The sequence below is a fragment of the Rhizobium sp. RM genome, from assembly GCF_013390595.1.
Classification (GTDB): domain Bacteria; phylum Pseudomonadota; class Alphaproteobacteria; order Rhizobiales; family Rhizobiaceae; genus Agrobacterium.
Genome location: NZ_JACAWV010000025.1, coordinates 1 through 13,965 on the forward strand (window position 1 = coordinate 1; position 13,965 = coordinate 13,965).

Consider the following 13,965-nt stretch of genomic DNA (forward strand, 5'->3'; position numbering starts at 1 on the left):
CTCCAGCTAATCAATTACCCGAGCTGATTTAGCTGAAACGCGCCGAGAGGATGGCCAAGGATGAGGAAGACAATTTGTGTTTACGCTGAACACGATGCTGAGCTTTACAATGGAAGATTCTAACGCCGTGAGGGGAATCGAACCCTCGTTCTATCAGAGGTAACTCATTGATTTAGAGTAACAAGGTGACTGTTTAAGCGCATGTCTCGATCAACCCGTCTCACTAATCGACGACCCTATGGCTGTTGACGTCAATGGCGGCGCGGGGAGCAGCGCTTGCCTCGCGCCTGCCAAAGCCAATCCCACACATGCTTGAAAGCTGGAGAAGAAAATCATCAGTTCCACCCTTTATACAAAACGAAAAAGAGTCTGAAGCTCCCTCCGCGCTTGCACAGGGAATGGGTTGTCCAAAACCCGCTCGTGACTATTGGACGGTATAACCGCCATCGACAATTGCTTCATCGCTGACGCAACTTGTTCGTAAGGCCCTCCGGCTCTCTTCGGCGCAATGGCGAAGCGCGTTCGCGGCGCGGGATGCGCATTGCCCTTCTCGGCTAAGGGATCATGATGACCCTGCCAAGTGGCTTCGCTTCCTCGGCAAATTCGTGCGCATCTCGCGCCTGCGAAAGGGGAAACATCCTTTCGATCATGACCCGTATCTCACCCTTTTCGAGAGCACTCAAAAGCTTATCGATTGTCGAGCGGACATGATACCGCTCCAGAAGCGGCCCCATGAACACGCCGTATAAGGTTTGGTTCGATTGCATGGCGGACCAGAGATCGACGGAGAGACCACCTCCACCCGCGTTGCCGACAAAGACGAGACGACCTTCGGGGGCCACGGTCGCAAGAGATCTGGACAAGGTGACACCGACAGGATCAATCACCAGATCGACTCCTTTCCCTTTCGTAATGTGCTGTACCGCATCAACCACGTCGCCAGAGGACCGATCAATGACATAGTCCGCACCGAGCGACGGAATTTTATCCAGCCGTCGCTTGCCACTGGAAACGGCAATTACCCTTGCTCCGATCCGAGAAGCGAGTTGCACAGCTGCGAGCCCGACACCCCCGGCCGCTGCCTGAATGAGAACAGTCTCCCCCGTACGAAGACCGCCTTTGGCAAAAAGGCAATAGTGCGCTGTACCAAACGAGATAGGCACGACCGCAGCGGAACCTGCATCTACGCCCGATGGCACGATCCAGGTGTGATTTGCCGGGACTGCCCAAAGTTCAGCGTGTGACCCTTGCATATTGAAGGCCGTAACCTCGTCTCCGACTTTGCGGTTGCGGACGTTGGCACCGACCTCTACGACTTGTCCCGAGGCTGCGTATCCGACAACCCACGCGGAGCCAGAAGGCGGAACCGTGCGGCGATTGATCAAATCGCCGCCCTCGATTGAAATTGCAGTCGTTGCAATCAGAACATCGTCAGGACCAATCTTGGGGTCGGCAACATCCCGGTACTCCAAAACCTCAGGAGCGCCGGCCTTGTCGTAGACAGCTGCTTTCATGGTATATCCCTTAATCAAGCTTATGTCGTCTCCCGATGAAGCTTGCTCCGCGCTGCCTCACAGTAGACTTTCGAGCGAGGATAGACGCCTTGTCAGATATCGATAAACTACCATCTCTCGAATGGACTTAGAGATGAGATCGATAAATGGACCGGATGATCCTTCGCGATTTAGCGGTTTTCGAAGTGGTTGCTCGCTGTCGAAGCTTCACACAAGCCGCCTCTGAACTCGGAATAAAACAATCTACCCTTAGCTATACGATCAGCAAGCTAGAGAAGAAGATAGGGTTTCCGCTGCTCGCGCGAACAACTCGAAGCGTCGCCCCGACCGACCCTGGGCGGCGTTTGCTGGAAATTCTTGGGCCAAGCGATTCGTGACCTGGGGGAGGAATTGCAGACCTTGCAAGACGAAAGGGCAACGGTGACAGGCGTCGTCCGCCTGACAATGATCCCCGTCGCGTTCGAGAGCATTATTCGCCCAGTGCTGCCGAGCTTCTGTCAGCGCTACCCTCACGTCGTGATTGAAATTTCCACGAACGAAGGGTTGGATGATGTTGTGGATCAAAGGTTTGATGGCGGGATCCGCTTTCGCGGCCTTATCGATAAGGACATGGTGTCGCTGCCGTTGACCGCGACAACCCGTGTCGTTATCGCAGGTGCGGCGTCCTACTTCGAGAAGTACCCAACTCCGACCAACCCGGAAAATCTGATCCACCATCGCACTATATCATACCGATATGTCAGCTCCTCGCGGCTCCTGCGATGGCCGTTGGCAACAGGGCAACGGAAGCTGGATTACAAAGTTACTCCCTCCTTGATCTTTGACGACGGCGAAGCGATCAGAAAGGCGGTGATCGACGGGCTAGGAATCGGCTTCCTGCTTCGCTCCCAAGTGGCCGCCGATCTCGAAACCAACAAGCTGGTGCAGGTCCTTGACGACTGGGTTACCGATTTGCCGGGTTTCAGTCTGTTTTACCCGAGCCGACAAAGAATTTCGCTCGCGTTTCGTGCTTTCATCGATCACTTGAAGGAGATCGGAAAAAAAAAGAACTCGGCCGTCGTTCGTTAAAGGCCTATCTTCGAATTCCCATCGAAGAAGACGTCGTCGGAAATCACCGGATGTTAAGACTAATGAACATTCGAACGATATCAATTAAGTGCACGTCTCACGGCATTCTTCCTGCAGTTAGACGGTTGAGCGTCTAATCCATGATAATCCTACGCGATTTTAGATAGGATACTGAAAAACTGTAACTACACAGGCGTGAAGTCGCATCTCACAATTGTGCAAAGTAAGAATGTCACACCCCGTGATCTAACCGATGGGTCAGACTGTGGGAGCGTCGACGAATGCTTAACTCGTAGTTCTCTCCGTCCACCACATGTAAGAGTGGGACAACAGTCGGCTGTTCGTCGTGCATCGGTTCTTCTGCTTCACCAAAAGAATTGCTCCTCGCCCGTTTAAACCGGAGCGAGGAGTAGAGGGACGCCGACGCTGATCAGAATTCTTCCCAGCTTCCCTGCGCTGGAGCTCGACCCACAGCACTTGCGACCTTCGCCATAATACGCCTTGCTGGAGACGCGACAGGTCGGCTAGCTTGAGTGACGACGGATGGTCGCACGTAGCTATTCGCTGGAGTGCCGCCGAGTTGGAACTGTTGCATGCGTGCACGAAGCCGATCGACTTCGCCGGCAAGGCCAGCACTCGCCGCTGTTGATTCTTCAACCATGGCAGCGTTCTGTTGTGTCACCTGATCCATCTGATTGATCGCGGTATTAACCTCACTCAATCCTACTGATTGCTCTCTCGCAGACGTTGCGATCGCATCGAGTTGGTGGTTGATGGTGACGACCTGCTGTTGGATCACTGCCAGCGCTTCTCCAGTGGCCTGTACCAATTCCACGCCAGAAGCGACCTCGTCCGCAGAATTGCGAATGAGGTCCTTGATCTCCTTTGCCGCCTGGGCAGATCGTTGTGCTAGTTCGCGAACTTCCTGTGCGACGACTGCAAAGCCCTTTCCAGCCTCCCCTGCTCGTGCCGCTTCGACACCAGCATTCAAAGCCAACAAATTGGTCTGGAATGCGATCTCGTCAATTACCCCGATGATGTTAGAGATTTGGTTGGATGAATTTTCGATCCGCTGCATCGCTTCAACAGCGTTGGACACGACAGCGCCGGAGTTTGTCGCGCTCGTGTTCGCATTAATCGCGATTTGACGTGCTTCCTCTGCACGCTGAGAAGAATTGGTGACGTTTGCGGTAATCTGGTCCAGTGCTGCCGCGGTTTCTTCAAGCGCCGCTGCCTGTTGTTCGGTCCGCTTTGACAGATCTTCCGCGCTCTTGCTGATTTCGCGCGCACCGCTGTCGATCGAGCCGGTCGCTTCAGAAACAGCACGCATTGTCTGCGCGAGTTCGTTGACTGCTGAATTGAAGTCAGTGCGTAGTGCCTCGAACTCAGATGCGAAAGGCTCATTCAACCGGAATGAGAGATCACCCGCTGAAAGATGTTTGAGCCCTGTCGCAAGACCGCTCGTAGCCTGTGACATTTCTTCGGATCGTTTACGATCTTCTGCGGCAATGCGAGCCCGTTCGGCTTCTGACTGCGACCGGTTTGCTTCGGCTTCCGCCTCAAGCTGTTTTGCCCTCTGTCCGTTATCTTTGAAGATTTGAACAGCGCGTGCCATGCCACCAACTTCGTCCCGTCGCTCTCTTCCGACAACGTCGACGGAAAGATCACCGTTAGCAAGTTTCTCCATCAACGCTGCCAGCGCGCGTATCGGAAGAACAAGCCAAGAGCGGATCGCGAAGAAACCCAATGCCAGCACGATGAGCACCCCGCCAACAATCCCAACAAGCGTCAGAAATGCTGTTTGACCTACCTCTGTAGTCAGCGCATCCGACTTCGATTGCGCTGAAGCCACAGTATCTTGCGTGACCTTGGCGAACTGGTCGCTCAGTGGACCGAATGCCGGCTGACATTGCGTCAGGAAAATGTTCTGTGAAGCTGCAATGTCTTGGGCTGACAAGGCTGCGCGTGCAGATTCCAGGGTTGATTTGCATGTGTTGTCGAGCGCGGATAGACCTGCAATTTTCAGCTGAGGAATCTGTGCGTTGGACGGCATGGCTGCGATTGCCGTGTCCATGAACGTCACGTAATTCTCTCGCTGTTTCTCCAGCTCTTTCACGGCGCGATTGTTTAAATCTTCGCTTTGAGACATGAGCAGGTCGCCAATTGCGGCGCGGGCTGCTTGAAGCGAGCGATTGGCACGCGCAATGTAGAGCCCCGCCGAAGTTTCGCCTGTGAGGAGACGGGCGTATTGGGCATTGACCTTCGTAATCTGAAGGTCGCTATAGATCGCGACGCCGACGGAGAATGCTCCGAAGATTGCCATGATGGTGAGAAATTTTCCGATGATTGGCACATTTTTCATGTGATGCCGTCGCCCAAAAAAATAGATGAAACGATGCCTGCGGCAGATCATCTACCCTCAGCGAATATCACGTTGAACTCTGGAAACGCCTGTACAGATGGGGGCTCCACGGAGCAACGACAGCAGGCGATGCAGTATTCGTTCAACGACTGTCGGTGGCACCTAAAAAGGCCGCCTGACGTGCGTGAAAGTTACGTGGGCAAAATTAAACATTAGTAAAATGGCATGCAGTAAAGCTGAGAATTTGAGTGTAGTGATTGAAAAACGTCAATCTCATCAGAGGCGCTGGATCGGTGAACATTGGTGTCAGACACTCAATACCGGCGAATTGCCTGAGGGCGCATAGCCCGTTGAGATACATTCAATTTCGAAGTCCAACATGCCAATGATTTCAACGGCTCCCTTTCGGCTATCGCGGTAACGTTTGGCATGACCGTACGAACACCGAGCAAGAATACTTTAAGCTCCATCTCTGCGACGGTTTTGTTGTCGTTTTTTGTCGCGCCGTGAAATCGTCAGGAATAGCCATATAGCACAACTAGGCTCACAAGGTTCATAAGCTTTACGATGGAAGGCAATCGGAAGCGGAGACAAATATGAAAAACGATCGAACCTTATGGCCCTTGTTAGGGGCCGCGGCTGTGGCTGTGGCGATGATCGTGGTCGTCTACTTCGTCAGGGCGACGCCTGAGACAGCGTCATCAAGTCCACCGGACAGGGGCCAAACGGAAGAGCAAGCACTTGCGGGGCCTGCTGACAGGAATGCGTTGCCTGATGCCGACCTCAGCACTGCATCGCCGTTCAACAATAGATCGCAGGGTGTGTAATCAGAAAGGTGACCTAATCTCTGATTATGAGTAAATCGATGCATGTTTTCTCTTCAATTATTGTCAGAACGACGAACCTGGTGAAGCATACGTCAGAGCATGCTTTACGCCCAATTTAGACACTCGTTTCTTTGCTAAGCTGCGACAATTAAGGTCATAGTCGTAGGCATTGGTATGTTTTATGCCGTCAAGTGGCATCACGACCAGGCGAAAAAGGGATAACGGCTTTCTCTGTTACGACGCAGCAACGGGCCGTGCGGCTGTTGCTGTCTTGCTTCTCTAATTATGCTCTCGAACGACCCAAAGACTTCTCCCTCAAAAGAGGGGCCGGTTGTCCGTTGTGCTGCCGGAGGTATGGTGACGTTACTGCCGGAACTTCTAGGGAATAGTCAGGTTTGGAAATTTAGCTGAGGGCGCATTGAGCGCTGATCGGTGGGTAACTCGTCCAGATCGATCGAAATGAAATGCGCGACCAATCTGACACAACTGAAAGGACAAGTTCAATGGCAGACGATTGGCCACAGTTGCCTCCTGTTAAAACAGGGCTAAAAGGCCTTTGTCCCAGATGCGGGCGGGGGCACTTGTTTGATGGCTATCTGTCCGTCAAAAAAGAGTGCGAAGTTTGTGGACTCGATTTTTCCTTCGCAGACCCTGCGGACGGCCCGGCATTTTTTGTGCTTTGCTTTACAAGCATCCCTGCCGTAGCGGTCGCATGTTACATTGAAGTAAGTTTTTCGCCAGTATGGTGGGTTCATCTTTTCACGTCGTTGCCGTTGGTTCTTCTTTCGTGTCTCGTGCCGCTGAGACTTCTTAAGGGTTGGCTAATTAACAGCCAATATTTCTACAAAGCTGAAGAGGGTAAAATCGACCGAGAGTTCGGCAAAACAAGTTCGTCCTCTTTAGAAACTGACCGAAATTAGCGCGTCGCCCACCACTAACGCCTTAACTTGCGTCCTGCGAAAACCTAACGAACGTTTCACCCCATCCAGCCTGCCTCGGAGAGCGACTGCGCCAGGACATTGCGCTCCTGAGTGAGATATCGAGATCGCCTTCGCCAAAGCCTGCCACCGCCATCGTGATACGGTAGTCGTCTTCCGGTCTTGACGATGTCATAGGCCGGCCAGGTCTCGATTGCGTTGAGACGCGGCGTATTGCTGAGTAGATTGAACACGCGGTCGAAGCCGATGCTCGAACGATAGGGCGGGGCAAAATCAAGTTCAGTTCTCATAACCATATCCTCCGTAAAGCAACATGGAAGTAAGCGGAGAAATCCACCTCCTCGGTCAATCGACCCCCTCACTGGGCCGTCGGCGCTGACCGATTTGGTTTTTGAGATTTTGTCGTTCAAGACCCCGCTCGAAAATTTTTTCCAGCTCTCTAAAATCATCTTGTTCGCCTGAAAACCAATCCTATCTCGAGTCGCGATCTTCGCTTTGGGAGCATCGGGATGGATTATGGAATGACTGAGTTATTTTCGGACGCCGACACTGAGATTTTGCCTCCGGCGCGCAACACTGAACACGAGATGGCCATTTGCCTTTGCTGCTGTCGCCAGCGTCCCAACTTCACCATGGACGAAGACGGCTGCGGCATATGTGACGAATGCTTGGCAACTTAACCCATATTGAGGAAAATGAGTGCTGCACTCCGGCAGCAAACTGAAGCATTGGCTGAAAGGAACATGAAGATGGCTGGTATCACGGATTGGCTGGACGATCGCGTGCAGGAAATCATTCGCGACCCGGGCCTGCATGAGAACAAGGCAGACTTTCGCGATCAGGCGAAAACCCTGGTGGAGTCCGCCGAAGCTGAAGGTTTCACGGTGGCCGAGATCAAGGAGGCTTGTGGTGGGGACGTAGAGCGATATCTCCTCGATCAGCAGAACGCGATGACCGATGTCAACCGACAGCAGAGATTGGCCGACGACGCGTAGCTGCGCGGGCGAATTCGGGATGCCGCGAGACGTTCTCATCTATCAAGGAGATCACTCAATGCCCGGAACCTTTGTCTCAATCTACGTTCTTGCCTTCAATCTCGACGACCGAGGCCAACCAGTGCCAGCATTCGATCCTCGTCCTGCCGCGACCGAGGACGCCGCCATCGGGGAGGCTAAAGATCTTGCTAATCGGCACGCGGGCGTCGTTGTATGGAAACGCAAGGCCCACCCTGTCGTGGGGGAAGAAGGAGAGCCTGAAATAGTCTTCCAATCGGGTCAGATCGGAGACTTTGCGTAAGCCGAACAGCGCATGAGCGCTTTGAAAGCGTGAGGCAGCGCAGGCAAGACCACCTATTCCCATTTGCTTTGAGCTCGGAGGCCCGGAAACCAACGGCATCCCGCACGTTTCGGCCTGTCTCACATCCGCCAAGCCTTCATCGAGATCGTCGCAGTTTGTTGCGAGTAGGAATTAACGATTGGCGCACTAAGCTACGGTGCAACGATGGCCTCAGCGTCCGACCAGCGGGACGCCTTCCGGCGTTAGACTGAAGACCGGTAATCTGGCCGTGTCTCGAGGGCTTGCTGAAGCATGTGGAAAAGCTGGGAAAAACCGACAATATCGCCTGACGCCAGCAGGTCTTCGCTACCAGCATGAGCTGACGGAGGGCGATTAAGAGTAAATGATGCGCAGATGTCCGCCCGACCCAGTTTGCGATCGCTTATTCCGATAGTTGGCCAGCGCTTTAGATGGGCGGCATCGTCTCATAGTGTTATGTAACACAACGCTGTCGAATAACGCGCAGGTAATTGCCCCCGACCCTGGGTATATTGACTCGCACTCCTTCCGGTCGCACATTCATCATATGGGGTAGCGATCGCCCCACGAGGCTACGGCCGAAGTGTCGCGTCCTTTGAACCCGAGCAACCGGAGGGACGCGCCATGCCGTCATTTCTTGAGATCACGCCCGACAAGCTGAACCGAATTCTTGGCACGCGAAGCGCGCCGACCATTATCGACGTTCGCAATGACGAGGACTTCTCAGCCGATCCCCGACTCGTCCCCGGGACGATACGCCGCGACTATCGCAAGGTGACCGAGTGGGCCGACGATTTGAGCGGACCTTCCGTCGTACTCTGCCAGAAGGGTCAGAAACTCGGGCACGGTGTGGCTGCCCATCTCCGTGCCCTCGGCAAACCCGCCGAAGTCCTGGAAGGTGGCTTCGAGGCCTGGCGCGCGTCAGGCGCGGCTCTGGTACCGCAGGACAAGCTTCCTCCGCGCGACGGCCGCGGCAGAACCGTCTGGGTCACGCGCTCCCGGCCGAAGATCGACCGCATCGCATGCCCCTGGCTGATCAGACGCTTCGTCGATCCTTCTTCCGTCTTCCTGTTCGTCCCCGCAGCCGACGTAGCCGGGGTCGCTGACCGCTTCAATGCGACGCCATTCGACATCGAGGGAGCCACCTGGAGCCACCGCGGCGAGCTTTGCACCTTCGATATCATGGTGGAAGAATTCGGTTTAGGAACCGCGCCACTGCTTCGTCTCGCAACGATCGTCCGCGGCGCCGACACCGCAAGGCCCGAACTTGCGCCAGAAGTGCCGGGCCTGCTCGCAGCATCCCTCGGCCTTTCCCGAATGTTCAACGATGACCTGGAGCAGCTCGAAGCGGGCATGCTGCTCTATGATGCCTTCTACAGATGGTGCCGCGATGCGACCGATGAGACGCATAACTGGCCCAACTCGAGGAAGGGATAAGATGATGACCGACCTCACTAAGGCGAATGCTCATGTCGACCGAGCGGCAGGCGAAGACGTTGTTCCCCTGTCCGAAGCGGTAAAAGTTTGGGCGCGTGTAGCCGCACTCAGCTTCGGCGGCCCCGCAGGCCAAATCGCAGTCATGCACCGCATCGTGGTCGATGAGAAGCGCTGGGTCGGGGAACAGCGTTTCCTCCACGCCCTCAACTACTGCATGCTGCTTCCGGGGCCCGAAGCCCACCAGCTTGCCATCTATATTGGCTGGCTGCTTAACAGGACCAAGGGCGGCATGATCGCTGGCCTGCTGTTTGTCCTTCCCGGCTTCTTGTCTATCCTTGCGCTCAGCTATGTCTACGTCATCTTCGGAGACGTCAGTGCAATTGAGGGCATGTTCTTTGGCCTCAAATGCGCTGTATTGGCGGTTGTGATCCAGGCGGTCTTCCGGATTGGCAGCAGGGCACTCAAAAATGAGGTGATGGTTGCTATAGCGGCGGCAGCCTTCGTGGCTATCTTCTTCTTTCATATCCCGTTTCCGCTGATCATCATCGGCGCCGGCATCATCGGCTACTTTGGCGGCCGCGCCCGGCTCGAAACGTTCAGGCCGGGCGGCGGACATAAGTCTGGGCCGAACGTTACCCTGGAGGACAAAGATTCTGTGCTGGGGGAAGACATTCCGGTGCACGCCCAACCCAATCTAGCGTGGTCACTCAAGGTATCGGGGGCCTTGGCAGCGTTCTGGCTTGTTCCGGTAGCAGCGCTTGTCTTGCTGCTAGGCTGGAACAACGTCTTCTCGAAGATCGGCCTGTTTTTTAGTCAGATGGCTGTGGTGACCTTTGGAGGCGCCTACGCCGTCCTGGCCTATGTGGCGCAGGCCGCCGTGGAAAACTATGGCTGGCTTCGACCCGGCGAAATGCTCGACGGCCTTGGCATGGCCGAGACCACGCCGGGACCGCTGATCATGGTGACGCAGTTTGTCGGCTTTCTTGCGGGCTACCGCGATCCGGGGGCGCTCTCTCCGTTAATGGCGTCAACGCTTGCTGCAATCCTGACGACCTGGGTGACGTTCCTGCCGAGCTTTCTCTGGATATTCGCGGGCGCACCCTTCATCGAAAAGATGCGCGGTAATGCGGCCCTCGGCGGCGCGATGTCGGCAATTACTGCTGCTGTCGTTGGCGTAATCCTGAACCTTGCGGTCTGGTTCGGGCTGCATGTCCTGTTTGCCGAAGTGAGGGCAATTCACTATGGGCCGCTTGAACTCGACCTACCTGTGTTTTCATCGATTGTTTTGCCGTCAGTGGTTCTGACGCTATTGGCGGCGTTCGCGATCTTCCGCCTCAAGCTGTCAGTTATCGCTGCACTCGTTCTTTTGGCGACTGCAGGTATCGTGTGGCAGACGATTGGATAGGCCCTTGAGCACACTGTCGCCCCAGCTCTAAATCGAACCATCCAGCACCTCCTGTCATGACGCTCAAGCGAGCCGGGAGACGTGCGCTGCAACGGGGAAGTTGCAGCGCTGTTTGTTTGGTGGTAATAATTACTACCAAAAGAGTGGAGGTAGCTATGCCCAATGTTGAAAAAGTCAGCGTCTCGATGACCTCGCAACACGCAGAGCTGTTGCGCGATGCCGTTAATAGCGGCGCGTATGCCAGCGGAAGCGAGGTTGTACGGGAAGCCATGCGTGACTGGTCGGCAAAGTGGATGCAGAAGCGCGACGATATCGCTAAGCTACGTGCGATGTGGGAAGAAGGCAAAGCGAGCGGACCTTCTGTCGGAGTGGATTTTGATGCAGTGCTTGAGGAAGCTCGCCAGGAAGTAAAGTCTCCCCCTCCTCATGCCCGCTAAACTACTCTGGACGCCGAAGGCGCGTGCCGACATTAAGAACATTTACGTTGAGATAAGTCGCGAACAGCCTCTTAGCGCTGAGCGGTACTTTGCTAACTTTCGTCGCAAGGCGGAAATGCTCGTCGCGCATCCGCGTTTGGGCGAGCGTCACCCGGAGGTATTCCGTACCGCCCGGATGTTGGTAGAAGCGCCCTATGTCATACTTTACGAGACAAGGCCCGACTCCGACGACGGTCCTGTTCATGCAATTGAGATCGTACGAGTAGTGGACGGTCGGCGCGATCTTTCCGCTCTGTTTTGAGAGCCAAAGGGCTGGAGCTAAGCTGTAAGCAAAGTCACGCTCTCTTGAACAGAATCAAACCGCAGGTCCGGCTTTGCCTCACAAACATCGAAAACACAGGCCCCCGGCCCTGTCGTTCATAGCTGCGGCCGTCGCCAGCCATACTCTACGCGAATGTCGTGAAAGGCTCGGCGAACGAACGACTATGCTGGCACCGAACTGCCACTCATCCGAGCTGTAATCTGGGCTGCAACTGCTCGACCATATAATCGATAAATACGCGGCTTCTCGTCGGCATGTGACGGCGACTGCTGTAAACGACGTTGATATCTTCGATGTCACCCGCGTTGTAATCGGGCAGCACCTCAACTCGGCGTCCGTCAGCAATATCTCTTGCGATATGAAACATTCCTAGGCGGCTTATGCCCAGACCGTCCAGCGTGAGCTGGCGCATCGTCTCTCCATTGTTTGTCAACGTACTGCCTCGGATTGCGACATTGACACGTTCGGCGTTTACCAGAAATGGCCACTCGTCCATCGAGCGTCTGAAATTGAAATTGAAGCATTGGTGCATCGCTAGGTCGTCTGGATGCTTCGGAGAGCCGTGTTTTTCCAGATAGGTCGGGGCGGCAACTACTGCTCGTCGGCTTCGTCCCAAGAGCCGTGCATGAAAATCGGCGTCTGCCAGTGGCCCCATCCGTATTGCGATATCCACCGAGTCGCGGTTGAGATCAACGACCGCATCTGTAAGGGAGATATCGAGCACGATCTCGGGATATCGCTGCCTAAACTCTGGTAGCACCGGCAGCAGCCAATGATTTCCGAAAGGCAGCGACGCGTTTACGCGAAGAACGCCTCGAGGGGAGCTTGTATGGGCGGCAACATCACTTTCAGCTTGGTCGATGTCGGAAATGATCCGGACACTGTTCTCATAGAACTGCTTGCCCTCCGGCGTCACGCTCACCGCTCGTGTTGAACGCTTCAAGAGCAAAACCCCTAGACGTTGCTCGATGCGGGTAACAACCTTGCTAACAGCCGAAGCAGTCATATCGAGCCGTTTTCCGGCCGCCGAAAAGCTACCCGTTTCGACCACCTTGATGAAGGCCAGCATCTCGCCGCTTCGACTATCCATAGTGCAATCCTGCTGTCGTGGGTTCCATTCAGCGTTCCCAAGAGCACCTGAGAGCGGCGAGACCAATAACAAAATCATGGGCCGACCGGAGCTCCTCACTCCGGTCGGCGACGCGCACATCGGTTATGCAACTCGACCTATGGGCTGATAGGCAGGGTAGTCTGTATAACCCCGATTGTCGCCACCATAGAACGTCGCTCGGTCAGCCTCAGTCAGCGGCCAGTCGTGCCGCAAGCGTTCGACAAGATCGGGATTGGATATGAACGGCTCACCGAATGCAGCCATGTCTATTATCTTGTCCCGTAGAAGCTGTTCGGCGCGCACACGATCAAGCCCGCCGGCGAGGATTAGTGTGCCGGAATAAGCTTGGCGAAACTTCGCGAGGAAATCGCTTGGGATTGGTGAAGCTCCACGGCTCGCCTGATCCATGATGTGGATATAGGCGATGTTGCGTTTTCCGAGCTCGGCCGCAAGGTAAAGATACGTCTCCTCAAGCTCCGGATAAAGCCCCATTTGAAACAGCCTGCCGTATGGCGACAACCGGATTGATACGCGAGAGCAGCCAACACGAGCTATTGTTGCGTCGATGGCTTCCAGTAAGAAGCGCGTACGGCTTTCCATGTTATGGGCGCCATACTTATCCGAACGATCGTTGACGGTAGGATTGAGGAACTGCTCGATCAGGTAACCGTTGGCTCCATGAAGTTCGACACCATCGAATCCTGCTTTGATTGCATTGCTGGCAGCGTCAGCGAAATCCCCAATCACGCGGGCAACGTCCTCAGTTGTGAGGGCTCTTGGAACGCTCGCTTCCACGAATGTAGGCTGCCCCTCACCATCGAAGGCGAAAGCCTTGCTCATTTCGTCTCGGGCCGGAGTTGAGGTCGAGCTAACGGGAGCTTGCCTGCTGGGCTGAAGCGACACATGAGACATTCTGCCAACATGCCAGATCTGAGCAAAAATGGTCCCACCTTGCTCATGCACAGCCTCCGTCACCGCCCGCCATCCTTCAATTTGAGGCCCGCTCCAGATGCCTGGTACAAAGGCAAATCCTTGCCCCTCCTGGGAGATCGGCGTCCCCTCGGTGACAATGAGCCCAGCACCGGCGCGTTGGCGATAGTAGCGAGCGGTTTCGTCATCAGCGTAACCTGCGGCAGCGCGCGCTCGCGTCATGGGAGCCATCACGACGCGGTTGCGCAGCAGTCGTCCAGACAAATCGTAAGAGTCAAAAAGCGAGGTCATCGTTGCCTC

General features: G+C 55.0%; 14 protein-coding genes and 1 pseudogene. 9 read left to right on the plus strand and 6 right to left on the minus strand.

The annotated features are described in order from the left end of the window. Positions 1-554 precede the first annotated feature (554 nt). The gene (locus tag HWX89_RS25445; RefSeq protein WP_138793693.1) at positions 555-1,514 is read right to left on the minus strand and encodes a quinone oxidoreductase family protein; all 960 of its coding nucleotides are present in this window, start codon (positions 1,512-1,514) and stop codon (positions 555-557) included. 155 nt (positions 1,515-1,669) lie between these two features. On the opposite strand from HWX89_RS25445, the gene HWX89_RS26385 reads away from it, so the two are divergent. Both HWX89_RS26385 and HWX89_RS25450 read left to right on the plus strand, forming a co-directional pair. Further along, entirely contained in the window at positions 1,670-1,891 is a 222-nt protein-coding gene (locus HWX89_RS26385) for a LysR family transcriptional regulator (RefSeq protein ID WP_246705311.1), read from the plus strand. After that, positions 1,872-2,582 carry a LysR substrate-binding domain-containing protein gene (locus HWX89_RS25450; RefSeq protein ID WP_246705307.1) on the plus strand — a complete coding sequence of 237 codons (711 nt, stop codon included), beginning with the start codon at positions 1,872-1,874 and terminating at the stop codon, positions 2,580-2,582. The genes HWX89_RS26385 and HWX89_RS25450 overlap by 20 nt, the downstream gene beginning before the upstream one ends. A 430-nt stretch (positions 2,583-3,012) precedes the next feature. On the opposite strand, the gene HWX89_RS25455 is transcribed toward HWX89_RS25450, so the two are convergent. Beyond that, the gene (locus HWX89_RS25455) at positions 3,013-4,944 is read right to left on the minus strand and encodes a methyl-accepting chemotaxis protein (RefSeq protein ID WP_138793694.1); all 1,932 of its coding nucleotides are present in this window, start codon (positions 4,942-4,944) and stop codon (positions 3,013-3,015) included. Between the two features lie 596 nt (positions 4,945-5,540). Here HWX89_RS25455 and HWX89_RS25460 point away from each other — a divergent pair. After that, positions 5,541-5,771: a hypothetical protein gene (locus tag HWX89_RS25460; RefSeq protein WP_138793695.1), complete on the plus strand. Its 231-nt coding sequence runs from the start codon at positions 5,541-5,543 to the stop codon at positions 5,769-5,771. 503 nt (positions 5,772-6,274) lie between these two features. Continuing rightward, positions 6,275-6,691 carry a DUF983 domain-containing protein gene (locus HWX89_RS25465; RefSeq protein WP_138793696.1) on the plus strand — a complete coding sequence of 139 codons (417 nt, stop codon included), beginning with the start codon at positions 6,275-6,277 and terminating at the stop codon, positions 6,689-6,691. 92 nt (positions 6,692-6,783) lie between these two features. Here the strand turns inward: HWX89_RS25465 and HWX89_RS25470 are convergent. After that, a pseudogene (locus HWX89_RS25470) lies at positions 6,784-6,999 on the minus strand (alpha-crystallin domain-containing protein); the annotation flags it as partial. A gap of 459 nt (positions 7,000-7,458) precedes the next feature. Here HWX89_RS25470 and HWX89_RS25475 point away from each other — a divergent pair. Continuing rightward, positions 7,459-7,704, plus strand: coding sequence for a hypothetical protein (locus HWX89_RS25475; protein ID WP_138793697.1), 246 nt, complete (start codon positions 7,459-7,461; stop codon positions 7,702-7,704). 76 nt (positions 7,705-7,780) lie between these two features. On the opposite strand, the gene HWX89_RS26225 is transcribed toward HWX89_RS25475, so the two are convergent. Next, a complete protein-coding gene (locus tag HWX89_RS26225) occupies positions 7,781-8,068 on the minus strand; it encodes a hypothetical protein (protein ID WP_210271544.1) in 288 nt (95 codons plus the stop codon). A 579-nt stretch (positions 8,069-8,647) separates the two neighbouring features. Between HWX89_RS26225 and HWX89_RS25480 the strand changes: the two genes are divergently transcribed. The 4 genes from HWX89_RS25480 to HWX89_RS25495 all read left to right on the plus strand — a co-directional run bounded on the left by HWX89_RS25480 (position 8,648) and on the right by HWX89_RS25495 (position 11,603). Then, positions 8,648-9,460 carry a chromate resistance protein ChrB domain-containing protein gene (locus HWX89_RS25480; protein WP_138793699.1) on the plus strand — a complete coding sequence of 271 codons (813 nt, stop codon included), beginning with the start codon at positions 8,648-8,650 and terminating at the stop codon, positions 9,458-9,460. A 4-nt stretch (positions 9,461-9,464) separates the two neighbouring features. After that, entirely contained in the window at positions 9,465-10,865 is a 1,401-nt protein-coding gene (gene chrA, locus HWX89_RS25485) for a chromate efflux transporter (protein ID WP_138793725.1), read from the plus strand. A 155-nt stretch (positions 10,866-11,020) separates the two neighbouring features. Beyond that, on the plus strand, positions 11,021-11,302 hold the full coding sequence (locus HWX89_RS25490) for a ribbon-helix-helix domain-containing protein (RefSeq protein WP_138793700.1): 282 nt from the start codon (positions 11,021-11,023) through the stop codon (positions 11,300-11,302). Beyond that, entirely contained in the window at positions 11,292-11,603 is a 312-nt protein-coding gene (locus HWX89_RS25495) for a type II toxin-antitoxin system RelE/ParE family toxin (RefSeq protein WP_138793701.1), read from the plus strand. Before HWX89_RS25490 ends, HWX89_RS25495 begins: the two co-directional genes overlap by 11 nt. A gap of 205 nt (positions 11,604-11,808) precedes the next feature. Here HWX89_RS25495 and HWX89_RS25500 read toward each other — a convergent pair whose 3' ends face one another. Then, positions 11,809-12,714 (minus strand): LysR family transcriptional regulator, encoded by a 906-nt coding sequence (locus HWX89_RS25500; RefSeq protein WP_138793702.1) that lies wholly within the window; start codon positions 12,712-12,714, stop codon positions 11,809-11,811. A gap of 123 nt (positions 12,715-12,837) precedes the next feature. Then, on the minus strand, positions 12,838-13,956 hold the full coding sequence (locus HWX89_RS25505; protein WP_138793703.1) for an alkene reductase: 1,119 nt from the start codon (positions 13,954-13,956) through the stop codon (positions 12,838-12,840). Positions 13,957-13,965: the final 9 nt, after the last annotated feature.